Origin of the sequence: Pseudonocardia charpentierae, assembly GCF_031845345.1 — a bacterium.
Lineage (GTDB): Bacteria > Actinomycetota > Actinomycetes > Mycobacteriales > Pseudonocardiaceae > Pseudonocardia > Pseudonocardia charpentierae.
In genome coordinates this window covers 42,330-67,005 of record NZ_JAVREJ010000005.1, presented here as the reverse complement: position 1 = coordinate 67,005, position 24,676 = coordinate 42,330, and the positions used below count along the sequence as shown (strand labels likewise).

Sequence of the window (24,676 nt, the reverse complement as noted above, 5' to 3'; positions counted from 1 at the left end):
AGTGGTCATTGCTTACTGCTCATTGCCCACCGTCACGAATCCACCACGAGATCTGGTCGGATGGTGCCAGCGGTCCGCCCCCGTGGCACCGTGATCACCATGCGTCCGGCGCTCCGGTGGGAACATGGCTGACATCTCGGTGATCGACGGTCCCGTTCCCGTCGTCGTCCTGATCCTCGGGGCGTTCGCCCTGCTGATCCTGCTGGCCCGCCGAGGGCGTACCGCGATCGTCACGCTCGCCGTCGCCGTCGCGGTGGCCGTGGTGACGTTCCTCGGGCTCAACTGGCTGCTGACCCGGGGCCTGAGCCTGTTCCCCGAGACGCTCCCCACCGTGGTGCTGTTCTGGATCTCGCTCGGCGCCGGCGCCGTGGTGCTGGCCGTCGGCAACCTCGTCGGCACGGCGGCCGGCCGGAAGGTGCTGGCGATCTGCAGCGGCGTCGCCGTGCTGCTCGCCGCGGGGTCGCAGATCAACATCTACTTCGCCGAGTACCCGACCTTCGGCGCGCTCGCGGGCAGCACCGGCGACGTCAGCCCGCTGACCGGCAGCGTCCAACGACCGTCGGCCAACGCCGCGACACCGGTCGTCGACCGCTGGACGGGTCCGGCGACCGGGACGAGCCAGGTCCTGACGACGCCCATCCCCGGCACCGTCTCCGGCTTCACCGGCCGCGACGCCTACATCTACCTGCCCGCCGCGTACTTCGACCCGTCGCCGCCCCTGCTCCCCGTGCTCGTCCTGGTGTCGGGCCAGCCCGGCGGCCCGCAGGACTGGATCGTGTCCGGGAACCTGCAGACCCAGATGGATCAGTTCGCCGCGGCGAACGCCGGCCTCGCCCCGGTCGTGGTGGTGGTCGACCCCAACGGCCCGAACGACACCATCACGATGTGCATGGACTCGAACGTGGCCAAGGCCGACACCTACCTCTCGCAGGACGTGCCCAACTGGATCACCTCGGAGCTCGGCGTGGACTCGAACCACGCGCACTGGGCGTTCGGCGGCTTCTCCTACGGCGGCACCTGCGCCATCCAGATGGCGACCCGGCACAGCCAGCTCTACCCGTCGTTCATCGACATCTCGGGTGAGCGCGAGCCCGCCATCAGCGCCGACCGGACCCAGACCATCCAGACGGCCTTCGGGGGCGACACCGCGGCGTTCGACGCGCTCACGCCGCTGACGCTCCTGAGCCAGCGCCGGTATCCCGACGTCTGGGGCTTCTTCGCGGTCGGTGCCAACGACGGGGAGTTCCTCCCCGCCATGAACGAGGTGTCGGCGGCCGCCCAGAAGGCGGGCATGACCGTGCACACCGAGACGGTGCCCGGGCAGGGGCATTCCTGGGCGGTGCCCGAGGCCGCCATCCTGCCGGCGTTGAGATGGCTCGGGCCGCGTCTCGGGTTGACGCGCGCTTCGTCCTGACCGCGCGCGGGCGAGCGGCCGGCTACGCCTGAGCGGCCGCCCTGGCCTCGTGCGAGCGGTTCCGCTGGCCGTCCATCAGGTCGTCGTACTCGGCCTGCCAGGTCGGGCGCAGCGCCATCCCCATCCGGCCGGCCTCCTCCACGCACAGCTCCACCGGCATGCCGAACCGGTCGTGCAGCTCGAAGACGTCCTGCCCGGACAGGGCCGTGCCGTCCTTGGCGCGCCGGCGCATCTGGCCGAGGCCCTTGCGCAGGGTGCGGGCGAAGGTGCGCTCCTCCTTGCTCAGCACCGCGATGATGTGGTCGCCGTGGTCGCCGATCTCGGGATAGACGTCCTTGTAGATCTCCGCGACGACCGGCACGAGCTTCTCCGCGAGGCCACCGGTGAGATCAAGCTCGAGCGCGTAGCGCAGTCCCCGGCGGACGAGCCGGCGCATCACGTACGACTGCGTCTTGTTCCCGGGCATCACTCCGTCGGCCGCCAGCAGCGCCGCTCCCCGCAGGTGGTCGGTGACCACCCGCATCGCGACCGTCGCCTCGTCGTAGGTCTTGCCGGACATCGACTCCAGGGCCTGCACGATCGGCCACAGGCGGTCGATCCGGTACACGTCCGGGTTGTCGATCGAGGCGGCGGCGATGCGCTCGAGGCCGCCGCCGAAGTCGACGTTGTGCCGCGGCAGCTCGGCGAACCCGGTCTCGGTCTTGCGGTACTGCATGAAGACCGAGTTGCCGATCTCGAGGTACTGGCCGCCGTCGGAGTTCTGGTGGGGGAAGCGGCCGAACCGGATGTCGTGCGGCACCTGCGGGAAGTGGAAGAACACCTCGGAGTCCGGGCCGCCGGGGTCGCCGACCGGCATCTCGTCGGGCCCGCCGAAGCGGCTCCACCAGTTCTTGTGGCCGTAGAAGGCGATGCGCGCGCCCTGGTTGCCGACCTCGTTGCCGTGCTCCTCGGTGCCCAGGTCCACCCGTTCGTGGCTGATCCCGGCCGCCCGGAACAGGTCGGTCCAGATCTCGGCGCTCTCCTCGTCGCGCGGGATGCCGTTCTCCGGATCGCCGATGAAGGCGCTCACGTAGATCCGCTCAGGAGGCAGGCCGACGAGGTCGGTCAGGAAGTGCCACAGCATCGGGATCTGCACCGACTTCGAGTAGTCGCCGAGGCTCCAGTTCCCCAGCATCTCGAAGAAGGTGGTGTGCCGGTTGTCCCCCACGTCGTTCATGTCCTGCGCTCGCAGGCACGGCTGGACGTCGCCGAGCCGGCTGCCCGACGGGTGGTCTGCCCCGAGCAGGTACTTCAGCAACGGCTGCATGCCGCTGCCGGTGAACAGCGTCGTGGGGTCGTCGCGCAGCACCAGTGGAGCGCGCGGGATGATCACGTGGCCGTGTGCGACCAGCATGTCGAGATAAGCCCGCCGGATCTCCCTAGCCTGCATTCCCGCAGCCTGCCAAAGATCGCGGGCCGGCGGAACTCCCCCGATCAAGGCCGCGGCACCACGGACGGGCCCAATCGTGATCCGTTCCGCCTTGCCCGGGTGGGCCGGATGGGCCACGGTGATCGCCACCGACGACGATCTTGAGGGGGCGCCGTGACGCAGCTCGACCTGCGCAAGGTCGCGCATTTCATCACGGTCGTCGAGGAGCGGACCATGACGGGCGCGGCCCGCCGGCTCCAGCTGTCCCAGCAGGCGTTGAGCATGTCGATCCGGGCGCTGGAGCGTGACCTCGGCGTCGTGCTGCTCCACCGGGACCGCCGCGGCGTCGCGCTGCTGCCGGCCGGTCGGCAGCTGTACGCCGACGGTGTGCAGCTGTTGGCGGCGGCGACCACGGCCGCCGAGCGGGCCCGGCAGGCCGACCGGAGCACCGGAGCGCTGCTGCGGATCGGCCACACCCCGTCCGTCACCGGGGTGGAGGTCACCGAGGTCCTGGCGGCCGCCAGGGCGGCACCGGACGGCGTCACGATCCAGGTGATCCAGGTGCCCCCCACCGATCTGAGCGACCGCCTGTGGGACAGGTCGATCGACCTCGGGCTGCGCAGGTCCCTGTCACCCGCCTCGGGGCTCGCCGGCCACGTCGTGGCCCGGCACCGGCTCCGGGTGGCTGTGCGTCGCGAGCACCCTCTTGCCCAGCGCGAGGTCCTCACCCTGCGCGACATCGCCGCCGAGACCCTCGTCGTGCCGGCCCCGGGAGATTCCGCCGACGCCGATCTGCTGCTCGCGATCTGCCGCGACGCCGGGGTCGAACCGCGGCACCGCGTGGATCCGGTGCAGGGCACGCCACCGGTCACCGCCGTGCTGGGCAACGACGACGTGGCGCTGGTGACCGACGCACCGGGATCCGCGGTCGGCGGGGCGGTCCGGGTCGTCGAACTGGAGCCGGCGACGACGCTCCCGCTCCTCGCGACGTGGCGCGGCGACAGTCGCTGCCCGGCCCGTGACGCGGTCGTCCAGGCGCTGGCCGGCTGACCGCCGCTGAATCAGGACCACTGCGTCAGGACCGGGAGCCGACCGGGCACGGCTGCACGGTGGCGTCCAGGTCGAGCGGCTTGCGGATCGACCGGAATCCCAGACGTTCGGTGACGGGGCAGAACGCGTTCGTGGCGAGGTCGTACTCCACGTGCAGAACCGGTTTGCCCTGTGCGGTGAACGGGGTCAGCGCCTCACATTCGCGGTACTCCACGCAGCTCTCGTTCACGGCGAAGTCGAAGTCGCCCACCAACGCCGCGACCTGGTCGAGGTCGTTCTTCAGTCCGATCGTCATCGATCGCTCGTGGGCGAGCGCGGCGACCGCGCGGTTGAAGCGCAGCTGGTCGTCGGCCGTCAGCGGGAAGCCGCTGTCCTGGGTGTAGCCGTCGACGTTGTCGGCCTCGACCCCGTCGAACCCCTTCCGCCGGCACATGTCGAACCGCTCGGCGAGGATCGGCACCACGACGTCGAGCCGGCGGACGTCGAGCCAGCGCTCGCCCTTCCAGCCGTCGAGCTCGGTGCCGACGACCTCGGCGGGGAACCGCGCCGCGTCGGGCCGCCAGTTCTCGACCGCGCCCGCGTTGACGTAGCAGACGACGGTGCGGCCGCGGCGGTGCAGATCGGCGACGGTCGCCTCGTCGACGTCGAAGCCGTCGACGACGAAGGTGCCCGCGTCGACGCCCGCGTCGACCGGGCCCTGCAGCTGGTACTGCCACGGCACGGTCGGCGCGCTCGCCGTGGCCTGCGGCCGGGCGGGTGTCCCGGCGACCCCCTCCTGGTCGCAGCTCACGAGCGCCAGCAGGCAGCAACAGGCCACGACGAGCCAGCTCCGCGGTCGACGGCCGTTCACCGGTGGCTCACCGGGACGGCGACGTACCGGCGGACGAGCACGAGGTGCACGACGAGGGTGACCGTCGCGACGATCGCCAGCCAGGCCAGCGCCTCGGTATCGGTGGCCGTCACGGACACGGCGTGGACCTCGAACGCGACCAGTGCCGCGACGGTCGCGGCGAGCGTCGCCAGCACCCGGCGGCCACGGCCCAGGAGGTTGAGCAGCATCGCGGTGAAGATCGCCGTGCCCAGCACCACGTAGCCGCCGGCCAGCAGGCCGTACCGCGCGTCCAGGGTGCCCGTCACGCCCTCGACGACGACGCCCAGTGCCGCGGACGTGGCGGCCAGCGGCACGGCGAATGCGACCTCGTACCGCAGGAGGGTGCGGCGGGCCGACCGGGCGAACGCGGCCGACGAGGACGTGGTGGCGAGCAGCGCCGACATCCGCGAGCGGAAGCGGGTCAGCAGGATCTCGGCGATCCCCATGGAGACGACGAGGGGCAGAGCCGCAAGCGTGACCGACAGCGGGAGCGCGTCGTAGTTGTCGTTCACGAGCTCGTTGATCGCCGGGAACAGCACCGCCACGGCGACGAGCAGCCCGTAGCAGGACTGCTGCAGGGCCGTCGCCCATGCGGCGGCACCCAGCCGCTGCCGCGGTCGAGCCGCCCGTCGGGTGGCGGCGAGCGCGAAGAGCACGGCCAGCAGCACCCCGGCGCCGACCCAGCGCAGGGCGTCGGCGGGCATCCTTCCGGTCAGCCCGAGCCCGAGTGCGGCGACCGCCGGGCAGACCGCGACGAGCAGCAGCAGCTCGTGGCCGGTCATGAGCAGGGTGGCGGCGGCCAGGAGGTAGGTGCTCTGGCCGGTGAGGAGCAGGACCGTCAGCAGGTCGACCTGCAGGGTCGAGGTGACGATCAGGGCCGCGTAGACGACCGCGGTGGCGACGACCGCGGCCAGCAGCACACCGCCGATCAGCGCGCGCCGCAGGAACCGTCGCGCCCCCGCGGGGTCCTGGTTGCCGAGGTGCGCCCACGCGATGCCGGCGACGCCATAGGACCACGCCCAGCTCAGGACGAGGCCACCGAGCACGAGTGCGGATTCGACGGGATCGACGGCCGGCAGCAGCGTGAGCGTGACGAGCGCCGGGACGGCGTAGAGGACACCGCGCAGGTGGAACCAGAACGTCGTGCGCCGGGCCGCCCCGCCGGCGTTCTCCGGCCGGACCGGGACCGGGTCGGCGACCGGGCGATCGGGGCCCTCGTGCGTCATCACGCGTTCGGCGAGCATCAGGACGTCGTGCGCGCCGAACAGGTCACGCGCCACCCGGTCGTTCATTCCGGCGCTCTCCAGCACCACGGCGGCCTCGATCGGGTCCACCGACGACGCCGTCGCGTCCGCCAGCGCCGATTCCTCGCGCAGGACGTGCTCGGCGCGATGCCGGGTCATGCGCGGGCCGCGATGAGGCTCGGGACGTCCGCGTGCTCCGCGTCGGACCGGCGCACCTCCGCACGCTGCAGGGGCCGCTCCCCCGCTCTGCCGCGCCGATCGTCCGGCGCCACGGTGTGCGCCGCGTAGACCTGCCGGATGTCGCCGAGGAACCGGTCCAGCGTGAAGTGCGCGAGGGCGTGTGCCCGACCGGCGAGGCCGAGCCCGCGGCGCCGTCCGTCGTGGGTCAGCAGGTGGATGCATGCGGCGGCGAACGCGGCCGGGTCGCGGGGCGGCACCACCAGTCCTCCGCGCCCGGCGGCCTCGGGGGCACCGCCGACGTCGGTCACCACCGTGGGCCGGCCGGACATCCCGGCCTCGATGACGGTCAGCGGCAGCCCTTCCGACAGACTGGACAGCACCACGACGTGCCCGGCCGCGAACGCCTGCGTGACCGGTGAGACCGGTCCCTCGAAGGTCACGGCAGCGCCCAGCCCGAGGTCGTCGACGAGCCGGTGGATCTCCGCCGCGTAGGCCTCGTTGCCCGTCGGCACGCCGCCGAAGAGCCGGAGCCGGGCGGCCGGGACCTGACCGCGCACCAACGCGAAGGCCCGGACGAGCGTGTCGATGTCCTTGAGCGGGTCGATCCGCCCGACGAAGGCGAGCGTGGGTTCCACGGGCTCGTTGGTCAGCAGCGGGAGGTCGCCAGGGTCGACGCCGTTGTGCAGGGTGCGGACCCGCCCCGCCGGTGCACCGCCGCGGACGGCCCACCGCGCGTTGAAGTCGCTCACGGGCAGCACGGCGTCGACGTGGCGGTAGCCGAGTTCGGTCAGCCGGTGGAAGAACCGCACGAGCACCGTCCGCATCGCCCTCGAGTAGCCCTCCCGACGGGTCGCGAGTAGACGTTCGCGCAGGTAGACGCCGTGCTCGGAGAGCACGACCGGCGTCCCGGCCTCCCACTTCGCCATCAGCCCGACCAGCACCGACGGGCCGTTCGCGGTGGCGTGCACGAGATCGGCGGCGGGGGCGGGGAGCTGCAGCGGTCGCAGGAAGTGCTCCACGAGGTCGGTGACGGCCAGCGCATCGGCGAGGGTCAACGCGGGCGTGGTGGCCATTCCCGGCACCGGCGTGCGCGACCAGACGTCGAGCGACCCGTAGCCGGCGAGGAGCCGCATCGTCTGCAGTGCCGACTCGAACCAGTCCGCGGCCTGCGGGCCGCCGCACAGCACCGACTCGAACAGCTGGGTGTAGGCACCGGCGAAGATCTCGGTCGCGGAGCGCGTGAACGGATGGGACCGCGGGGGCGGGGCCCACAGGCCGATGCGCCGGACCGCCGCGACGTTCGACGGCGGGACGTGGTCTGCGGGCTCGCGACCGGATCCCGTCAGCGCCACGACCTCGAACGTCACCTCGGGAAGCCCGCGCACGAGCTGGTCGCACCAGGTGGACACGCCTCCGGGGTGGACCGGGTAGGTCCCCTCCGTCACCAGCGCCACTTTCATGCCTGCCCCCGCACCTCGGCCGTGAACCGCTGCTCGGCGCCCACCGGCGCCCATGCCGAGCGACCGGTTCCGTAGGGCACGCCGAACGGCGTGCCGTCCGGACCGCGCCCACCGGGGCCGAGGGTCAGCGGTACCTCGGTCGCGCCGTCGGCGGCCCGCACGACGACCGTCCCGTCCTCGATCCACGCCTGCACGCGCCCGGCGGCGACCGTCTGGGCCCACCGCTGTTGCCGGCCGAGCTCCTGCCCGGCCTGGGTCATCGTCGGGGTGATCAGCGGCCGGGCGTCGGCGAACCAGCTGCGGTAGTCGCCGATGACCCGGTCGAGCAGCGGGTAGAGGGTCCGGTCCTCGCTGAGCTGGGGCTGGTGGACGTAGTGCGGCCGCGGATCGTTGGTCAGCATGTGGCCGAGGACCTTGTGTGCCTCGACGGGAACGATGTGGTCGGCGAAGCCAGTGCCGGGGGCTGCGGGTTTCTGGCAGCCGCCGTCGGCCTCGCACTCGCCGTTGCCGCCGTCGGCGCGGGAGGTGTGCACCCAGTTGTACTGGTCGATCGTCTCGGTCACCGTCGCGGTGTCGAAGTCGAGGTCGATCGGGTGCCGCGGCACCGTCACGGCGGCGCCGACGAGGCGGCTGTCGAGTTCCACCGACGAGTCGGCCGCCACCGTGCGCACCCCGGACGCCGCCAGCGCTCCCGCGAGCCGCGGGTTGTCGTCGGGCATCTGCGGCATCGCCCGCAGCCCGCCGTGCTCACCGGTGACCAGCTCGGACGGGTCGATCGGCAACCCGTGGCGCCGGGCGAACCCGACGTTGCGGTCGATCTCCGACTCGATGGTCCAGCTGCTGGCGTAGCGGGTCCAGCCCAGGATCGGCAGCCGCGCGCACGACCACGGCGTCGTCGTGGTGTCGCGGACGCAGCCGAGGTAGAGGTGCGACCAGGTGTGGTTGATCCAGCCGAACTCGCCCTTCGCCGCGACCAGTGCGGTGGTCAGCGGGTCCGTGCCGGAGCCGGCCTCGGCGGCGAGGCTGCCCGACCCGTTGAAGGCGAGATCGAGCCGGAACCCGGTGCGCCGCTGCCAGTCGACCGCGAAGGCGACGTCGTCGGCCGTCATCCTGATCATCGGCGGAGCCGGGACCGAGGGCGGGCAGTCCGCGCCGGGCGTGCAGTGCACGCCGGGCACCCAGCGGACGTTGGGCAGCAGCACGTCGTCGACGTGCACGGCGAGGTAACCGCGGTCGAACCCGAGATGCACTCCCCGGGTGAGCCAGGCGACCAGGCCGGGGGCCAGCACCTGCAACTGCGTCGAGTCGTCGTCGTAGGAGAACGCCAGCACGAGCTCCTCGCGTCCTCGCGTCGACAGCACGCCGGCGAGCGCACCCGTGTACCTGCCGCCCGGAGCCGTCGCGGTGAGGAGCGGGCGGAACCCCGCGAGCGGCCGGGCGATCTCCACCCAGGGGCCGGCGCCCTCGGATCCCGGGTCGTCGCCGGTGAACGGGACGGGGCCGCGGGCGTAGGCGAAGTCGGCCGCGAGCGCCTCGGCGCTCAGCTGCGCCACTCCCCCGCTGAACGGTCCGCTGTACCCCGAGGTGTCGGTGACCGGCGCGAGCCCGACCGCCGCGGTCGCGACGACGGAGGCGTCGATCTGGCGGACGGCGAAGCGCTGTTCGAAGGTGTGCAGAGCCGTGAGCTCCGCCGCGACCACCCCGACCGGCGCCTGGCTGGGCAGGACGACCCCCTGGAACCGGGCCACCGCCGGATCGGGTGCGAGCAGCGCGGCGTCGATCGGGCGCCGTCCCGGCTCCCGGAGATCGACCACCTCGGTCGGGACGCCGGTCCGCGACAGCACGGTGCGCAACGCCTCGACGGGCGCCGAGCCGTCGGTCACCACGAGTACGCGGAGCTCGATCCGCTGCCCGGCGGCGTGTGCGCGCGAGGGCGCGAGCAGCGGGGCGCACAGTAGGACGAGGACCAGTGCCCGCCCCAGGAGAAGCCGGTGACGGCTCACCGCGCAGTGATCCACTCGAGTGTCCGGTGCAGGCCCTCCACCAGCGGCACCGGTCTGCCGAGTTCGAGCTCCGCGGCGGCCCGTCGCACGTCGAGGCAGCTGCGGAACACCTCACCGGAGCGGGCCGGCGCCGGCAGCGGCGGGACGGAACGTGGATCGACGCCCGCGGCCAGTGCCGTCGCCCTCACCAACTCGAGGATCGACACCTCGACCCCGGTGCCGATGTTGTAGACGCGGTGTCGCGGATCCTTGATCGCCGCCACGGCGAGGTTGGCCGCGGCGACGTCGGCGACGTAGACGAAGTCGCGGGTCTGGGTGCCGTCGCCGAAGACGACGGGTCGGCGACCGGTGAGCAGCCGCTCGCAGAAGATGGCCACGACCCCGGCGTCACCGGTCGGGTCCTGGCGCGGGCCGTAGACGTTGCCGTAGCGCAGTGTCACGACGTCGAGCCCGGAGCTGGACCGGAACCAGTCGGCGTACTCCTCGACGACCCGCTTGCTCAGCCCGTAGGCCGACAGCGGGGCCACCGGCGCCGTCTCCGGGGTCGGGATCGGGGCCGTCGGGCTGTAGATCGCGCCGCCGGTCGAGGTGTTCACGACCCGCCGCGCCCGGACGCGCGCCGCGGCGGCGAACACGTTGATCGAACCTAGGACGTTCACCGACGCGTCGTCGTGCGGATCCGCCATCGAGGCGCGCACGTCGGTCCGCGCGGCGAGATGGAACACCACGTCGGGCCGGAAGTCGTCGAACGCCTCCTGCACCAGTGCGGCGTCGCGGATGTCGAGCTTGACCATCTCCACGTCGCCGCCGACGTGGTGCAGGTTCGCCGCCGAGCCGGTGCTCAGGTCGTCGACCACGAGCACCGACGTCCCGCGGTCGCCGAGCGCCTCGACGACCGACGAGCCGATGAAACCGGCACCCCCCGTGACCAGCGCGCGTTCGGCCGCCATGGTTCGCCCCCCTCCTGCCCTGAACCCCCGGAAAACTGCGACGCGGCACACGCGTATCTTTGGGCCGGTCGTTCGCCATTACTACGTCGTTCGGAGCAGCGTCGGCAACCCTATGGTCCAACGACCATCAACCATTCTTGACCGATCACAACAAATGCTTGTGCTCATTCGCCGATCGATTCCTGCCGCAGACGGCTGCGAACTCGGTAAATGTGTCGGGAATCGGGATGCCCGGGTCCTGCCCTACCGGCGAACGGGGAGGACTCGTCACCCGGACGTGTGATTCACGATCCGGGGATCGCCCGGCTCTCGGCCCGCGGTGCGGTGCCGAGGAAACGGGACCGGTAGCGGCGGTACCCGACGAGCAGTGCCAGTTCGACGACCACGACCGCGACGACCGTCTCCGCGTCGAGGTAGCCCAGCACCACGTTCACGCCGGCCAGCCCGAGAATGAGGCCGGCGCGACCGGCCGCGACACCGACGCGGTCGCGTGCGATCAGGAGCGCGACGGCGGACGTCAGCAGCAGGACGCCGACCAGCGTCTCGCCGACAGACGCGACGAGGAGCGCGGTCCGCAGCTCGCCGACGTCGACCGGGGTGTCGCCGAGCACCACCTGCAGGTCGGGGTCGCCGTTCGCCAGCCCCACGAAGACCGCGAGACCCGTGAAGGACAGGAGCCCGAGCAGGGCCGCGGCGAGAGCCAGCACCAGGCGGTGCACCCACCGCGGGAAAAGTGCCCGCTCCATCCGGGTCAGCGCCGCCACGACGGGCCGCGTGCGGGGTTCGGGAAGGTCGACGGCCGCCTCCTCCACCACCGGCCTCAGGCGTCGCGCGAGCTCCTGGAGGTCGGGATGGGCGGTGGCGTTCTCGAGCGCGGCGACCTCATTCAGCATCTCGGCGCGGTCGCCGGGCGAGACCGGTCCGTCCACCACGCTCTTGAGGCGGACGACCAGCGTGTAGGCCAGGGACCGCGGCTCCTGCAGCGGAGCGTGCCGGGCGAGGACGGCCACGCCCAGCACGCCGAGGAAGAAGGCGTAGATGATCGGGGCGGCGAGCGGGGTGAAGTAGTCGTTCTGGCGGGTGATGAACTTGCCGACCTCGTCGATGAACAGGCCCGACCCGGCCCCGGCGCACACCGCCGTCGCCCGCTGCACCCACGGGTTGCTCCAGAGCAGGGCCATGATCCCGCCGAGCAGCAGGAGCAGCCCGCCCCAGAGCGCGTGCGCGAGGTGGTACTCGCCGCCGCCGATCTGGGGCCAGCCGGTCAGACTCAGATACAGGCGGGTCCCGACGACCGTCACTCCGAACGACACCGCCAGCAGGCGGACACTGGCCGCTCCGTCCACGCGGGGGACCGGACGCCTCATCGGACTCCTCACCGTCTCATATCGCGGGAGAACTGTTGCGCATGTTGGGAAACGGTCCGGACCATACCGGCATGCGCGCCGATCACGAGACCTACACCCACGGCCATGCTGCCAGCGTTCTGCGCTCCCACACGGCGCGCACCGTCGCGAACTCCGCCGCCTACGTCGAAGAGCACCTCCGTCCCGGCAGCACCGTGCTCGACGTCGGGTGCGGCCCCGGGACGATCACCGTCGACATCGCCCGCCGCGTGGCGCCGGGCCGGGTGCTCGGGATCGAGCCGGTTGCCGGACCGTTGGAACAGGCCCGGGAGCACGCCGCGGGCGTCGACGGCGTCGAGTTCGCCCTCGGCGACGTCTACGCCCTCGACCACCCCGACGGCGCCTTCGACGTCGTGCACGCCCACCAGGTGCTCCAGCACCTCGCGGACCCGGTCGCCGCTCTGCGGGAGATGCTGCGGGTGTGCCGGAGCGACGGCGTCGTCGCCGCCCGCGACGCCGACTACGCGGCGATGACCTGGTACCCGGCCGACCCGCGGCTCGACCGCTGGCTGGCGATCTACCGGGCCGTCGCCCACGGCAACGGCGCGCAGCCGGACGCGGGGCGCCGGCTGCTGGCCTGGGCACGGGCCGCCGGCGCTGCGGAGGTGACCCCGTCGGCGTCCGTGTGGTGCTACGCGACTCCTGACGACCGGGCGTGGTGGGGCGGCATGTGGGCCGACCGGATCCTCACCTCGGCGATCACCCGCCAGGCGGTCGACGGCGGCCACGCCGACCTGGCCGACCTGGAGCGGATCTCCCGGGCCTGGCGCGAGTGGGCCGAGAACGACGACGGCTGGTTCCTGGTCCCGCACGGCGAGGTCGTCTGCCGGCCCGGCCGATGAGCGGCCGTGCGGAGGTGGCCGACCAGGCCCGCGCGGTGGCGGCGGCGTGGTCACCACCCGGCGCGCCGGAGAGCTGGTGGCTGACCGCGGAGACGTTCGCCGCGATCGCCGAGGACGACGCCCTGCTGGACCTGGCGGTGGAGGTCCCGGCCGAGCGACTGCCGCCCCTGCTGCTCAGCGCGGCGATCACCCTCCTCGTCACCGAGCAGGGCCCGGAACCGCTGTCCCGCTACTACCCGCGTCCCGGCCGGCCACAGCCTCCGTGCGACGACGGGTTCCGTCCCGCGCTGCACGCGTTCGCACTCGCCGAGAGCGACGCGTTGCGCCGGCTGTGCGGGCGGCACCGCTACCAGATGAACGAGGTCGGCCGATGCGCCGACGTCCTGCCCGCACTGTCACTCGTGAGCGAGGCCGACCCGCGCCCGCTGGCGCTGGTCGACCTGGGGACCGGCGCCGGATTGGGACTGCATCTCGACCGCTACCGGTACACCTACGAGCTGCCGGGCGGCGACCGTCTCGTCGCGGGGGACGTCACCTCCGAGGTGGCCCTGAGCTGCGAGGTGCGGGCCGGTCGGCCTCCGGTCTCCGGCGGCGTGCCGTCGATCGGGTCGCGGATCGGCGTCGACAGCGAGCCGCTCGACCTGGCCGACCCGGCGACCGCGGCCTGGCTGGCGGCGTGCGTGCCACCGGAGGCCGGTGCGGTCACCCGGTTCGCCGCCGCGGCGGCGGTGGCCCGCGCCCACCCGACCCGGACGGTCCGCGGCGACCTGGTCGACGTGCTCCCGCAGGTCGTCGCCGAGGTACCGCGCGACGAGCTCCTCTGCCTGGTGGACACCTACGTGCACGTGTTCCTGCCCCCGCCGGAGCTGGCCCGGTTCGTCGCGCTGGTCCACGAGATCGGGCGCGAGCGCGACCTCGACTGGATCTCGGTCGACCCGCTCGTGCCGCTGGGCCCGCAGGCCACCGACACCGTGCAGGGCCTGCCGGTGCCGCGGGCCCTGATCGACGACAACCGCGACGGCGGTGTCTTCGGCCTGATCGGGCGGCTGAGCATCCGCGACGGACGTGCGACCGGGACGCTGCTCGGGCGCGCGCACCCCGGGTCGGCGTGGCTGGACTGGACGGTGCCCGCGCAGGCCGACGGCTGACGCCGCGTCAGACCGGCAGGGTGTCGACGAACCCGCGCAGCAGCGCGTCGAACTCCGTCGGCCGCTCCATGTTCGGCAGGTGCGCCGTGCCGTCGACGGCGGTGAAGGTCGCCCCTGCCACGCCCTCGACGAGCTCGTGCACCATGCGGAGGTGGTCGGGTGAGTCGAGCGTGCCGGCGATCCCGAGCAGCGGGATGTCGATCTTGCCGATGCGCTCGGGCGCGTCGGCCACCGGCGTCGGTGTGGGGCCGGGCCGGGGGCGATGTGGGTGACGAGCGTGTCCGTGATCATCTGCCGGCAGCGGGCGACGACGTCCGGGTCGAGGTCCGCGAGGGTCCGGTACGGCCCGGCGAGGCCCGCCGCGAGGTAGATCTCGGTCCACGTCGCGGCGTCCCAGGCGCGGGCGGCGGCGTCGAGGTCCGCGAAGCGTTGCAGGAGCCACGGGTCGCGGAAGTCGCCCTGGCCGAGCCCCGAGTGCGCGCTCGCACCGGCCGAGCAGGCCACGACCGCACGGACGAGGTGCGGGTGCTCCAGCACGGTGTCGACGGCGGCGGCCGCTCCCATCGACAGGCCGACCAGCACGGCGGGGCCGAGTTCGAGAGCCTCGATCGCGGCGGCCACGTCGTCGCACTGCCGGAACGGGCCGGTCGGGGTCGACGACCGGCCGTGGCCGCGCGCGTCGAGCAGAACCACCCGGTGGTCGGCCGCGAGTGCGGGCACCTGCCGGCGCCACATCCGTCGGTCGTACGCACCACCGTGCAGGAACACGACGGCCGGGCCTTCACCCGCCTGCTCGTAGGCGATGTGCCCACCGGGGCCGGGAACGGTGGCGGTCATGCGAACTCCTCCGTGACGGTGCTTGCGCCGGCTGGGGCGAACCGCGCCAGCCCGGTGGTGAGGGCGTCGAGGACGCGCAGGGCGGCCGCGACGTCGTCCGGGGCCAGGTCGGCGGCGATCTCGCCGAGGTTGCGGAGCTCGACGGCGTGCAGCCGCTCGAACGCGGCGCGCCCCGCGTCGGTCAGCGTGATCAGCCGCGAGCGCCGGTGTGCCGGGTTGGGAGCGGTGTCGACCAGGCCCAGCTCCAGCGCCTGGTCGCAGAGGCGCTGCACCACCTGACGCGGCATCGACAGGGCGCGCCCGATCGCCGGGACCGGCTGCGCCCCCTGACCGGACAGAACCTCGAGGACCGCACGCACACCCATCGTGACGTGCTCCCCCGCCAGGGCGTGTGTCACGGCACGGGCCGCGACCAGGTGCAGGGGGCGGACGTACCGCAGGACCGCGTACAGCTGCTCAGCCTCTCCCGACATGACACTCATGATGCTTATATGACACTGGTGATGGCAATAGTTGCCGCAACACTTACCTTGTGCTTCTATGCATATAGCCTCAAGTGTTGGAGGACAGTTGCGCATCGACAAGGACCTGGTCGCGGCATCGGCGACGCCGCTCGTGCTCGCGATCCTGGCCGAGGGCGAGAACTACGGGTACGCGATCCTCAAGCGGGTGCGCGAGCTCTCGGCGGGTGAGCTCGAGTGGACCGACGGGATGCTCTACCCCCTGCTCCACCGCCTGAGCCGGCTCGGGTACGTCACCACGGAGTGGCGGACACCCGACGAAGGACGTCGTCGTCGGTACTACGTGATCACCGACGACGGACGGGCCGCGCTCGCGGAGCAGCAACGGCAGTGGGCGACCGTCACCCGCGCCCTCGGTGACGTCTGGCGGGGCCCGGGCGGGCTCATGCCGGCACTCGGTGGGGCGTGATCGGTGGACCCCGTGGAAGCCAGGCCGGCGGAGATCCAGATCGCGGAGGAACAGATCGTGGAGTCACAGATCGCCGAGTGGCGGGCCTACGTCGCGAAGGCTCCGGCCGTCGACGGCCGGGACGTCGACGAGCTGGAGGCGCACCTGCGCGACCAGATCGCCGAGCTGGACGCGGCCGACCTCAGCGCGGACGAGGCGTTCCTCGTCGCGGTGAAGCGGATGGGCTCCCTCGACACCCTGTCGCGGGAGTTCGCCCGCGAGCACAGCGGCAGGCTGTGGAAGCAGCTCGTCCTCGGCGGCGACGACGCACCGGCACGCCCGTCCGGCGGATGGGTCGAGGCCCTCGGCTTCGCCGCGGGCGCGGCCGTCGCGATCCAGGTCGCCCGTCTCCTGGCGCACTTCCCCGACGAGGAACCGGTCTGGCTGCTGCGCAACATCGGGCTGCTGGTGCTGCCGTTCCTCGCCGGGTACTTCGCGCACCGCCGAGGGCTCGACACCCGGCGACGGTTGCTCACGGCCGTCCCGTTCGTCGTCGCCGCTCTCGTGGTCAACCTCTACCCGTACCGCCCGGAAGCGGCCACCGAACTGCTCGTCGCGGCCCACCTGCCCGTCGTGCTGTGGTTCGCGGTCGCCTACCCGTACATGGGCGGAACGGTCCGGTCGCACGAGCGGCGCATGGACTTCGTCCGCTTCACCGGCGAGTGGGCGATCTACTTCGTCCTGATCGCGCTCGGTGGCGGCGTACTGCTCGCGCTCACCGGGGCGATCCTCGACCCGATCGGCGTCGACATCGACCGGATCGCCGAGTGGGTGGTCCCGTCGGGCGCGGCCGGCGCCGTGGTCGTGGCGGCGTGGCTCGTGGAGTCCAAGCAGCACGTGGTGGAGAACATGGCGCCGGTGCTCACCATGCTCTTCACCCCGTTGTTCGCGGTGATGCTGACCGTCGCCGCGGTCACCTACGCCGTGTCCGGGGTCGCCGGTGCCTTCGACCGCGAGCTGCTCGGCGTCTTCGACGCCCTGATGGTGGTCGTGCTGGGGCTCGTCCTCTACGCGATGTCGGCCCGCGATCCGTTGCGCCCGCCCGGGCTGATGGACCGGATCCAACTGCTCGCCGTCGCGAGCGCCCTCGTGCTCGATGTGATGGTGCTGGGCTCGATGGTGGCCCGGATCGGCGATCTCGGGTTCACCCCGAACCGCGTGGCGGCGCTGGGCCTCAACCTCGTCCTGCTCGTGAACCTGGCCGGAACCGCCTGGTTCTCGACGCGGTTCCTCGCCGGCCGCACCGCCTTCCACCGCCTGGAGCGGTGGCAGACCCGCTACCTCCCGGTCTTCGCCCTCTGGGCGGCGGTCGTGGTCGCCGTCCTCCCGCCGGTGTTCGCCTTCGCCTGATCCTCGACGGGGGTCTCGGTCGGCGAGCGGAACGTGAGTCGGGTTGCGAGCCGACTGGTGTCCCACTCGCCGAGCCGCACCGACCGGCCCACCGGCAAACATCCGACCGGCACGACTGGAAGGTCAACTGGAAGGTCCGACGGTTCCCGGCCGACTTCCGCCCTGCCAGGGTCGGAAGGCGGAGCGGGAGGTCCCATGGAGCCGGTGTCGCCGAGCACGAGTTCCACGGCGCGGATCGCGGCCGTCAGCGGTCTCGTCTTCGCGGTGCTCTTCGTCGCCGCCCTCGTGTTCGTGCACCGGGCCCCGACGCTCGGCGACCCCGACACCACGTACGCGGCCTTCTACGCCGACGGCGGCGACCAGCTCTTCGTCGCCGTCGGGCTCTACCTCGTGCCCTTCGCCGGCATCGCGTTCCTGTGGCACATGACCGCGATGCGCGACGTCCTCAACACCCTCACGCCGACGCCGTCCGCCATGGCGCACGGGCTCAACCTGCTTGCCGGGATCATCTTCGTGACCCTGTTGTTCGCCGGCACCGCCGCCGTCGGCGCCACCGCCTTCGGGGTCTACTTCGGCCACGCGCCGGTCGAGGACCCGGCGACGGCGCGGGCGCTGACCGCGGTCGGCTACGGACTCGTGTTCGTGTTCGCCGTCCGCGGGGCCGGCATGTTCGCCCTCACCACCACGACCCTGCTGCGCAACGCCGGGGTGCTGCCGAAGATCCCGGCCGTCGTCGCCTACCTGCTCGCCGTCTTCCTGCTGCTCGCCGTGACCAACAACCCGATCGCCGTACTCGTCTTCCCGGCCTGGGTCGTGCTGGTCTCGGTCTTCCTGCTGCGCCACGCCCGTCGCGTCGCGGCGCCCTCCCCCGGATCGCTCCCCGACCCGACTCCCGACACCACCAGCCCGAGCCTCAGGAGCGATCCGTCATGACCGCCACCGTGACACCCGCGTCGAAGACCCTGGACGACATCCCCGGCCCCAAGGGCGTTCCGTTGCTGGGCAGCATGCTCGAGATCAAGCAGGCCACGCTGATCCAGGACCTCATGAGGCTCGCCCGGGAGTGGGGCCCCATCTTCAAGCTGAGCGCTCCCACCGGGCCGCGCTACATCGTCTCCGGCCTGGAGATGGTCGACGACCTGTGCGACGACAGCCGCTTCGACAAGCTCGTCGGGCTGAGCCAGCGGGAGCTCCGCAAGACCCACGAGAGCGCGGGCCTGTTCACCGCGGACACCGACGACCCGCTCTGGAAGTCCGCGCACGACATCCTGCTGCCGAGCTTCAGCACGTGGGCGATGAAGGGCTACGTCGATCCGATGATCGACATCGCGGAGCAGCTCTGCCTGAAGTGGGAGCGCCTCAACCCGGACGAGCCGATCGACGTCACCGCGGACATGACCCGCCTGACCCTCGACACGATCGCGCTCTGCGGGTTCAGCTACCGGTTCAACTCGTTCTACCGCGACACCGAGCACCCCTTCGTCGCGGCGATGATGGGCGCGCTGCACGAGACCCAGGCCCGGCAGGGCCTGCCGCCGATCGCGATCAAGCTGCGCCGCGGCGCCCAGCGGCAGCTGCTGGCCGACGCGAAGTTCATGGACGACACGGTCGCCACGATCCTCGCCGAGCGCAAGGCGAGCGGGGAACCCGGCACGGACCTGCTGGGGCACATGCTCGTCGGGACGGACAAGCAGGGGAACCGCCTCCCCGACCACAACATCGTCGCCCAGTGCGAGACCTTCCTGGTCGCCGGCCACGAGACCACCAGCGGGCTGCTCTCCTTCGTGATCGCCTATCTGCTCAAGTCCCCGGAGGTCGTCGCCCGCGCCCAGGCGGAGGTCGACCGCGTGCTGGGCACCGACCCGTCCGTGCCGCCCACGGTCGCGCAGCTCGGACAGCTCGGCTACATCCGGCAGATCCTCGACGAGACGCTGCGCCTCTGGCCGACGGCTCCCGCGTTCACCCGCCAGGCCCGGCAGGAGACCACGGTCGGCGGATGGGGGCCGTTCGCGCCCGGGCAGTCGATCATCGCCCTGACCCCGATGCTGCACAGGCTCCCCAAGATCTGGGGTCCGGACGCCGACGACTTCAACCCGGACCACTTCGACCCGCAGCGCCGCGACGCCCTGCCGCCGAACGCGTACAAGCCGTTCGGCTCGGGACAGCGGGCGTGCATCGGGCGCCAGTTCGCGCTGCAGGAGGCGACGCTGGTGCTCGGCATGGTCCTGCAGCGGTTCGAGCTCGTCGACCACGCGAACTACCAGCTCAAGATCAAGGAGTCGCTGACCATCAAGCCTTCGGGGCTGACGATCACCGTGCGCCCCCGCAGCGGGCGGACCTGGGGCACGACGCCTCGGGCCGCGGCGGCGACGGACAAGCCGCGGTCCCCCGCGCTCGCCGTCGCACCGGCCGACCGCCACGGCACCCCGTTGCTGGTGCTCTTCGGTTCCAACCTCGGGGCGGCGGAGGACCTCGCGACGCGGATCGCCCGCGACGCGACCGACCGAGGCTACACCGCCCGGACCGCCGCGCTCGACGAGGCCGTCGGGGAACTGCCTGCCGACGGCGCCGTCGTGGTCGTGACGTCCTCCTACAACGGCCAGCCGCCGGACAACGCCGGGAAGTTCTGCACCTGGGCCGACGACGTCGCGTCGTCGGCGGCCGGGGTCCGCTACACGGTGTTCGGCTGCGGCAACCGCGACTGGGCCGCGACCTACCAGGCCGTGCCGACACGTGTCGACGCCGCTCTTGAGGCGCGCGGCGCGACCCGCGTCTACCCGCGCGGTGAGGGTGACGCGCGCGGCGACTTCGACGGCCAGTTCGAGGCCTGGTACGCCGGGCTGTTCGACGCACTGGGGTCCGCTCTCGGCCTGGACTCCGCGACGACGACGGCGGTCGGGGGTGGCCCGCGGCTGACCGTCGAGGTCGAGCAGCGCCGCACGGCGAGCCCGATCCTGCAGTCCTACCGCGGCCAGGCCGCGACCGTCCGGGTCAACCGTGAGCTCACCGTCGGCGCGGGCACTCCGGACGGCCGCTCGGTGCGGCACCTGGAGATCTCGCTGCCGGCCGGGGCCTCCTACGCCGCGGGTGACCACCTCGGGGTGCTGCCACGCAACGAGGTGTCGGTGGTCAACCGGGTGCTCACGCGCTTCGGCCTGGACGGAGGCCAGTACGTGACGCTCGCCGCCACCGGGAGCGCCCCGACCCATCTCCCCATCGGGCAGCCCTACCCGCTGCTGGGCATCCTGGCCGGCTGCGTCGAACTGAAGGATGTCGCGAGCCGCGCCGGGCTGTCGGCGATGGCGGCCCACATGCCGGACGGCCGCGCCCGCGACGACCTGGCCGGCCTGGCCGGGACGGACGACGAGTCGAAGGCCCGCTACCGGGAGAAGATCGCGGTGCCCCGGCACACCCTGCTCGACCTGCTCGAGGCCCATCCCGAGTGCGAGCTGCCCTTCGCCGAGTTCCTCGACCTGCTCCCGGCGCTGCGGCCGCGCTACTACTCGATCTCGTCGTCGCCGACGATGAGTGCGGACGTCGCGCTGACCGTCGGCGTGGTCGAGGGCCCGGCGCGCTCCGGCGACGGCTCGACGTTCCGCGGCGTGTGCTCGGGCCACCTCAGCACGGTCCCCGAGCGCGGCACCGTCTTCGTCTTCGTGCGGCAGCCGGGCATCCCCTTCCGGCCGCCGGCGAACCCGCACGTGCCGATGATCATGGTGGGTGCGGGCACCGGGATGGCCCCGTTCCGCGGGTTTCTCCAGGAGCGGGAGTCGCTGCGGGCCAAGGGCGTCCCCATCGCCACGTCGCTGCTGTTCCTCGGCTGTCGGGACCGCGAGGACGACCTGCTCTACGCCGACGAGCTGAAGGCCTACGAGGCGGACGGGGTCGCGACGCTGATCGCTGCCTGCTCGCGCATCAAGGGCTACCCGCACCGCTACGTCCAGCACGCCCTCGAGGCGTCGGCGGACCAGGTGTGGGAGGCCATGCAGCAGGAGGCGGTGGTGCTCGTCTGCGGCAACGCCTCGACCATGGCCCCCGGTGTCCGGGCCGCGCTGATCGCGGTGTTCCGCGCCAAGACCGGCGCCGGCGAGTCCGACGGCGAGGCCTGGCTCGCGGGCTTGCGCACGAGCAACCGCTACCTCGAGGACATCTGGGGCGAGACCGCGGTGGTGTAGGACTCAACCACTTGTGATCATGCGCACGAGTTTGCGCGGGATAGTTCACCGTGATTGAAGTACCTAATGTTCGACTGCCGGGTCGCTCCCCACCGGACGGGGGCTCGTGACACCGCCGTCCGCGCCCGGCAGCCCGGACGAAAGGAACTCCATGACGGCGCTGGAATCTCACCAGCTCGAACGCCCCGACGCGACGATCCACTACTGGAGCGGCGGCAGGCTCGACGCCACGACCATCGTGCTCCTGCACGGCGCCACGCTGGACCACCACGCATGGGATCCGCAGGTCGACGCCCTGCACGACCGCTTCCAGCTCGTGGTGCCCGACCTGAGCGCCCACGGTGAATCGACCGCGCATCACCCGGTTGTTCCGCCCGCGGGCGGCCTGACCGCCGGGGCCGCGAGCGGAGCACCAGTCGGGTTCAGAGCCCGCTGGTGACCCGCTCGGCCCCGCGCCCTGCTACCGGTTGCGGCGCCGTCCCTCGCTCTGCCAGTAGCCGGGGCCAGGGGTGTCGACCGTGTGCCGGCGGCTCTTCGCGTTCCACGACCAGCGCCCCGCACCGAGCCCCCAGCTCACGCCGTCGGCGCCGACGTTCAGTCGCAGCGGCCCGACGCGGAACGTCCTGCGCGCGTGGAAATGGGGAAGCAGTCGGAATCCCATGTGTCCTCCTTCGTCCGATCCGTGAACGGATGGTCGGATCCGGAGGTGCCCAGGTCGTCGACTTCCAGTCCGGCGATCTGCGTCACTAGGGTCCGTCGCAGGAAGTCAGAGGGTCTGGATGAGGCCCCCGTCGATCGTCACGTCCGCCCCGGTGACATTGCCAGCCCGGCCGCCCGCGAGCAGGACGACCAGGTCGGCGACCTCGTCGGGCCGGGTGAAGCGGCCCGTCGAGGTCGTGGCCGCGACCTTGTCGACGACGGCGTGGGGGTCGACTCCGCCCGACACCGTCGCGGCGACGCCGTGGTCGCCCAGCCACAGGTCGGTCTCGACCGGCCCGGGGCTGACGGTGTTGACCCGCACGCCGCGCGGCCCGTACTCCTTCGACAGCGCCTTGCAGAAGTTGCCGAGCGCCGCCTTCGCGGCGGAGTAGTCGATCACGCCGGGGTCGGGCAGGAACGCGTTGACCGACCCACCGTGACGATCGTGCTCGGCGCCCGGTCCAGGAGGTGCGGCAGCGCCGCCCGGGTGGTCCGTACCGCCGCGAGGAAGTTGAGGTTGAGGGTCGCCTCCCACTCCGCGTCCGTGATGGCGAGGAAGCCGTCGAGCCGCGGGCGGACGGCACCGACGTTGTTGACCAGGATGTCCACCCCGCCGAACGTCGCGACGGCCTCCTCGACGAGGCGGACCGGCCCGTCGGCCGTGGAGAGGTCGACCGCGACCGGGTGGACGCCGTCGAGCCCGGCGAGCCCGCCCGTGCTGCGGGCGCCCGCGACGACCGACGCTCCTTCGGCGACCAGGGCGCGGGTGACCGCCAGGCCGATTCCCTTGCTGGCGCCCGTGACGACGGCGACCTTGCCCGTGAGTCCGAGATCCATGCGCTACAGCCCCTGCCCGCGCTTCCCGTCCGACACGTAGAACGGCCGTTCTACCCGGTGCTGCTGACGCTAGTGAGGAACGCCCCGCCGGGTCACCGACATCCTCGAACGGTCACCCTACGACCCCCGCGCAGTCTCGACAGATCGCCCGCACCTTCGTCGAAGACAGCACCGTCCCCGGCCTTCGTGGGTGCGAGTTCGTCGACGCCTCCGCCGAGTACTCCCACGACACCGACCCCGCCCGGGCCCTCGCCGCTGAACCGCGCCCGACCTGCTCGACGGGCCCGCCTCCGCCTGCCACGATCGGCAGCGGCCGGTCACCCGTCGGCCAGGCGCGGAGGTCCGAATGCTGACGTGTGGCGCCCGGACGCCCGTCGACTGCACGGCGCCCGCAGTCCAGCACGTGCAGCTGCAGACCCGCAACGGCGACCGGTACGTCGAACTCCTGCTGTGCGGCCCGCACTTCGCCGAGCTCGAGGCCGAGTACCGCAGGGACTGGCACGCGATCGGTCCCCGCTGTGCGTACCCGTGGCGGACCTGGGACTACGACAGCAGCCGATGCGTCGAGGACAGGTCCGACAACAGCACGCGGTACTTCACGGTTGAGCAACTCGTGCAGCTCCTCGAAGACGCGCCACCGGATGCCACCGACGACGACCCGGACGTCCCGCCGAACGGCCCCCAGCGCGCGTCCAACTGAGCGGACACGATCACCGCAGGATCTCGACGAGAAGCACCCAGGCGCCGACACGAGCCTCGCCGTACCCGGCGAGCACCACGACCGGCAGGCCGTAGAAGCCTGCGGGGTTGTCCGGCGACCAGGAGCACGCCGGTGGTCAGGGTCGCGAGGGTGACCGCGGCCGCCGGCAGGGCGCTGTCGGCGAACCAGATGACGATCGGCTGCTCCGGTGGGCGCCCGGCGGGCCGGGCCAGTACGCCGAGCCAGATCCCGACGACGGCGCCCAGGACCACGAGCTCGACACCGAAGGCCGCCGTGGTCTGCGGGACGAGCAGCAGGATCCCGGCGACCAACGGCATCACCAGCAGGAGGAGGGCCAGGAGAGCGCGCGTGGGCAGGTGCTCGGACACCACGATCTGCCGGAGGTTGATCGACAGCGCGACGACCAGCAGCCCGGTCAGCGCCGCGGTCGCACCGGTCACGGCGACCCCGAAGTTCGCCCGGGCGTCCACCGTACTCAGGGCGAGGCGTCGGACGGACCGTTCGACCGGTCCGGCGCCAGCTTCGCCAGCACCCGCCGGGCGAAGTCGGTGAGGAGGTCCGAGGGGGACAACGGCGCCGGTCGCCGCGCCAGATCGAGGTCGAGCGTGAGGGTGTCGACGCTGGTGAGCAGTACGGTCTCCGCGTCGTGTTCCACCAGGGTCGCAGCGGCCGCTCCCAGGTCGGGCTCCGCCGTACCCGACGCTCCGGCCTTCTGGTCGGCGACGTTGCGCTCGTGCTGCTCGTGTGCCGCCGCCGTGTCCCGGTACGCCCCGATGATCATCTGCAGTCGCACGCCCTGCAGCGGCGTCGGGGCCGGCCCGGACACCGTGTAGGTGCAGGTCATCCGCTCCAGACGGCCGACCGACGGTGACGGCGTCCCCAGCACCGTGCGGACGGCCACGCTGTCGACGGGCAGACCGAACAGCGCGGAGGCTTCGTCCGACGTGATCAGGTCCTCGCACGTGTCCGGCAGCGGGTTCCCGGCCTCCCGCGTGGGCGGCGCACCCGCCGACGTCGTCGGCACCGCGTCGAAGGTCGGCACCGGGACCACAAGCGGCGCCGACGAACAGGCGGTCACCCCGGCCACCACCGCGGCTCCGCACACGGCTCGC

General features: G+C 72.4%; 22 protein-coding genes and 2 pseudogenes. 9 read left to right on the top strand and 15 right to left on the bottom strand.

Annotated features, from left to right (window positions below):
• The first annotated feature begins 124 nt into the window (after positions 1-124).
• Positions 125-1,414, top strand: a complete 1,290-nt coding sequence (locus RM445_RS09675; protein ID WP_311555822.1) for an alpha/beta hydrolase — start codon at positions 125-127, stop codon at positions 1,412-1,414.
• Positions 1,415-1,436: 22 nt separating this feature from the next.
• On the opposite strand, the gene RM445_RS09670 is transcribed toward RM445_RS09675, so the two are convergent.
• Entirely contained in the window at positions 1,437-3,029 is a 1,593-nt protein-coding gene (locus tag RM445_RS09670; protein ID WP_311555821.1) for an alanine--tRNA ligase-related protein, read from the bottom strand.
• Here RM445_RS09670 and RM445_RS09665 point away from each other — a divergent pair.
• Entirely contained in the window at positions 2,997-3,872 is an 876-nt protein-coding gene (locus RM445_RS09665) for a LysR family transcriptional regulator (RefSeq protein ID WP_311555820.1), read from the top strand. The genes RM445_RS09670 and RM445_RS09665 overlap by 33 nt on opposite strands.
• A gap of 25 nt (positions 3,873-3,897) precedes the next feature.
• Here RM445_RS09665 and RM445_RS09660 read toward each other — a convergent pair whose 3' ends face one another.
• The 6 genes from RM445_RS09660 to RM445_RS09635 all read right to left on the bottom strand — a co-directional run bounded on the left by RM445_RS09660 (position 3,898) and on the right by RM445_RS09635 (position 11,947).
• Entirely contained in the window at positions 3,898-4,722 is an 825-nt protein-coding gene (locus tag RM445_RS09660; RefSeq protein ID WP_311555819.1) for an endo alpha-1,4 polygalactosaminidase, read from the bottom strand.
• Complete coding sequence (locus tag RM445_RS09655; protein WP_311555818.1) at positions 4,719-6,146, bottom strand: hypothetical protein; 1,428 nt, start codon at positions 6,144-6,146, stop codon at positions 4,719-4,721. The genes RM445_RS09660 and RM445_RS09655 overlap by 4 nt, the downstream gene beginning before the upstream one ends.
• Positions 6,143-7,612, bottom strand: coding sequence for a GT4 family glycosyltransferase PelF (gene pelF / locus RM445_RS09650; RefSeq protein ID WP_311555817.1), 1,470 nt, complete (start codon positions 7,610-7,612; stop codon positions 6,143-6,145). The genes RM445_RS09655 and pelF overlap by 4 nt, the downstream gene beginning before the upstream one ends.
• 11 nt (positions 7,613-7,623) lie before the next feature.
• Entirely contained in the window at positions 7,624-9,630 is a 2,007-nt protein-coding gene (locus tag RM445_RS09645) for a hypothetical protein (protein WP_311555816.1), read from the bottom strand.
• Complete coding sequence (locus tag RM445_RS09640; protein WP_311555815.1) at positions 9,627-10,580, bottom strand: NAD-dependent epimerase/dehydratase family protein; 954 nt, start codon at positions 10,578-10,580, stop codon at positions 9,627-9,629. The genes RM445_RS09645 and RM445_RS09640 overlap by 4 nt, the downstream gene beginning before the upstream one ends.
• 284 nt (positions 10,581-10,864) lie before the next feature.
• Positions 10,865-11,947 carry a hypothetical protein gene (locus RM445_RS09635; protein ID WP_311555814.1) on the bottom strand — a complete coding sequence of 361 codons (1,083 nt, stop codon included), beginning with the start codon at positions 11,945-11,947 and terminating at the stop codon, positions 10,865-10,867.
• A 71-nt stretch (positions 11,948-12,018) separates the two neighbouring features.
• Here RM445_RS09635 and RM445_RS09630 point away from each other — a divergent pair, with 71 nt between their 5' ends.
• Entirely contained in the window at positions 12,019-12,828 is an 810-nt protein-coding gene (locus tag RM445_RS09630) for a methyltransferase domain-containing protein (protein WP_311555813.1), read from the top strand.
• Positions 12,825-13,976, top strand: a complete 1,152-nt coding sequence (locus tag RM445_RS09625) for a DUF2332 domain-containing protein (RefSeq protein WP_311555812.1) — start codon at positions 12,825-12,827, stop codon at positions 13,974-13,976. The genes RM445_RS09630 and RM445_RS09625 overlap by 4 nt, the downstream gene beginning before the upstream one ends.
• Positions 13,977-13,983: 7 nt before the next feature.
• Here the strand turns inward: RM445_RS09625 and RM445_RS09620 are convergent, their stop codons facing one another.
• From RM445_RS09620 to RM445_RS09615, 3 genes and pseudogenes are all read right to left on the bottom strand, one after another.
• Positions 13,984-14,208: an alpha/beta fold hydrolase gene (locus RM445_RS09620; RefSeq protein WP_311555811.1), complete on the bottom strand. Its 225-nt coding sequence runs from the start codon at positions 14,206-14,208 to the stop codon at positions 13,984-13,986.
• 44 nt (positions 14,209-14,252) lie between these two features.
• Positions 14,253-14,813, bottom strand: a pseudogene (locus RM445_RS32345) (alpha/beta fold hydrolase); the annotation flags it as partial.
• Positions 14,810-15,286: a MarR family winged helix-turn-helix transcriptional regulator gene (locus RM445_RS09615; protein WP_311555810.1), complete on the bottom strand. Its 477-nt coding sequence runs from the start codon at positions 15,284-15,286 to the stop codon at positions 14,810-14,812. The pseudogene RM445_RS32345 and the gene RM445_RS09615, both read right to left, overlap by 4 nt.
• Positions 15,287-15,383: 97 nt before the next feature.
• On the opposite strand from RM445_RS09615, the gene RM445_RS09610 reads away from it, so the two are divergent.
• The 5 genes from RM445_RS09610 to RM445_RS09590 all read left to right on the top strand — a co-directional run bounded on the left by RM445_RS09610 (position 15,384) and on the right by RM445_RS09590 (position 21,746).
• The gene (locus tag RM445_RS09610) at positions 15,384-15,743 is read left to right on the top strand and encodes a PadR family transcriptional regulator (protein ID WP_311555809.1); all 360 of its coding nucleotides are present in this window, start codon (positions 15,384-15,386) and stop codon (positions 15,741-15,743) included.
• 12 nt (positions 15,744-15,755) lie between these two features.
• Positions 15,756-17,132 (top strand): permease prefix domain 1-containing protein, encoded by a 1,377-nt coding sequence (locus RM445_RS09605; RefSeq protein ID WP_311555808.1) that lies wholly within the window; start codon positions 15,756-15,758, stop codon positions 17,130-17,132.
• Between the two features lie 195 nt (positions 17,133-17,327).
• Positions 17,328-18,065: a hypothetical protein gene (locus RM445_RS09600; protein ID WP_311555807.1), complete on the top strand. Its 738-nt coding sequence runs from the start codon at positions 17,328-17,330 to the stop codon at positions 18,063-18,065.
• The gene (locus tag RM445_RS09595) at positions 18,062-21,307 is read left to right on the top strand and encodes a bifunctional cytochrome P450/NADPH--P450 reductase (RefSeq protein WP_311555806.1); all 3,246 of its coding nucleotides are present in this window, start codon (positions 18,062-18,064) and stop codon (positions 21,305-21,307) included. Before RM445_RS09600 ends, RM445_RS09595 begins: the two co-directional genes overlap by 4 nt.
• Positions 21,308-21,458: 151 nt before the next feature.
• Positions 21,459-21,746, top strand: coding sequence for an alpha/beta fold hydrolase (locus RM445_RS09590; RefSeq protein WP_311555805.1), 288 nt, complete (start codon positions 21,459-21,461; stop codon positions 21,744-21,746).
• Positions 21,747-21,767: 21 nt separating this feature from the next.
• Here the strand turns inward: RM445_RS09590 and RM445_RS09585 are convergent, their stop codons facing one another.
• From RM445_RS09585 to RM445_RS09570, 5 genes and pseudogenes are all read right to left on the bottom strand, one after another.
• On the bottom strand, positions 21,768-21,968 hold the full coding sequence (locus RM445_RS09585) for a DUF4236 domain-containing protein (protein ID WP_311555804.1): 201 nt from the start codon (positions 21,966-21,968) through the stop codon (positions 21,768-21,770).
• A gap of 105 nt (positions 21,969-22,073) precedes the next feature.
• Positions 22,074-22,355, bottom strand: a complete 282-nt coding sequence (locus RM445_RS32340) for an SDR family oxidoreductase (protein WP_397469273.1) — start codon at positions 22,353-22,355, stop codon at positions 22,074-22,076.
• A pseudogene (locus RM445_RS32335) lies at positions 22,344-22,843 on the bottom strand (SDR family NAD(P)-dependent oxidoreductase); the annotation flags it as partial. The gene RM445_RS32340 and the pseudogene RM445_RS32335, both read right to left, overlap by 12 nt.
• A 543-nt stretch (positions 22,844-23,386) precedes the next feature.
• Entirely contained in the window at positions 23,387-24,034 is a 648-nt protein-coding gene (locus RM445_RS09575; protein ID WP_311555803.1) for a hypothetical protein, read from the bottom strand.
• 5 nt (positions 24,035-24,039) lie between these two features.
• Positions 24,040-24,642, bottom strand: coding sequence for a hypothetical protein (locus tag RM445_RS09570; RefSeq protein ID WP_311555802.1), 603 nt, complete (start codon positions 24,640-24,642; stop codon positions 24,040-24,042).
• Positions 24,643-24,676: the final 34 nt, after the last annotated feature.

Excerpts from the sequence above, each read along its gene's own strand:
- RM445_RS09675 (WP_311555822.1), top strand. The coding sequence starts at position 125 with ATGGCTGACATCTCGGTGATCGACGGTCCCGTTCCCGTCGTCGTCCTG.
- RM445_RS09655 (WP_311555818.1), bottom strand. The coding sequence starts at position 6,146 with ATGACCCGGCATCGCGCCGAGCACGTCCTGCGCGAGGAATCGGCGCTG.
- RM445_RS09595 (WP_311555806.1), top strand. The coding sequence starts at position 18,062 with ATGACCGCCACCGTGACACCCGCGTCGAAGACCCTGGACGACATCCCC.
- RM445_RS09590 (WP_311555805.1), top strand. The coding sequence starts at position 21,459 with ATGACGGCGCTGGAATCTCACCAGCTCGAACGCCCCGACGCGACGATC.
- RM445_RS09635 (WP_311555814.1), bottom strand. The coding sequence starts at position 11,947 with ATGAGGCGTCCGGTCCCCCGCGTGGACGGAGCGGCCAGTGTCCGCCTG.
- RM445_RS09670 (WP_311555821.1), bottom strand. The coding sequence starts at position 3,029 with ATGCGCGACCTTGCGCAGGTCGAGCTGCGTCACGGCGCCCCCTCAAGA.
- RM445_RS09640 (WP_311555815.1), bottom strand. The coding sequence starts at position 10,580 with ATGGCGGCCGAACGCGCGCTGGTCACGGGGGGTGCCGGTTTCATCGGC.
- RM445_RS09625 (WP_311555812.1), top strand. The coding sequence starts at position 12,825 with ATGAGCGGCCGTGCGGAGGTGGCCGACCAGGCCCGCGCGGTGGCGGCG.
- RM445_RS09600 (WP_311555807.1), top strand. The coding sequence starts at position 17,328 with ATGGAGCCGGTGTCGCCGAGCACGAGTTCCACGGCGCGGATCGCGGCC.
- RM445_RS09630 (WP_311555813.1), top strand. The coding sequence starts at position 12,019 with ATGCGCGCCGATCACGAGACCTACACCCACGGCCATGCTGCCAGCGTT.
- RM445_RS09615 (WP_311555810.1), bottom strand. The coding sequence starts at position 15,286 with ATGTCGGGAGAGGCTGAGCAGCTGTACGCGGTCCTGCGGTACGTCCGC.
- RM445_RS09585 (WP_311555804.1), bottom strand. The coding sequence starts at position 21,968 with ATGGGATTCCGACTGCTTCCCCATTTCCACGCGCGCAGGACGTTCCGC.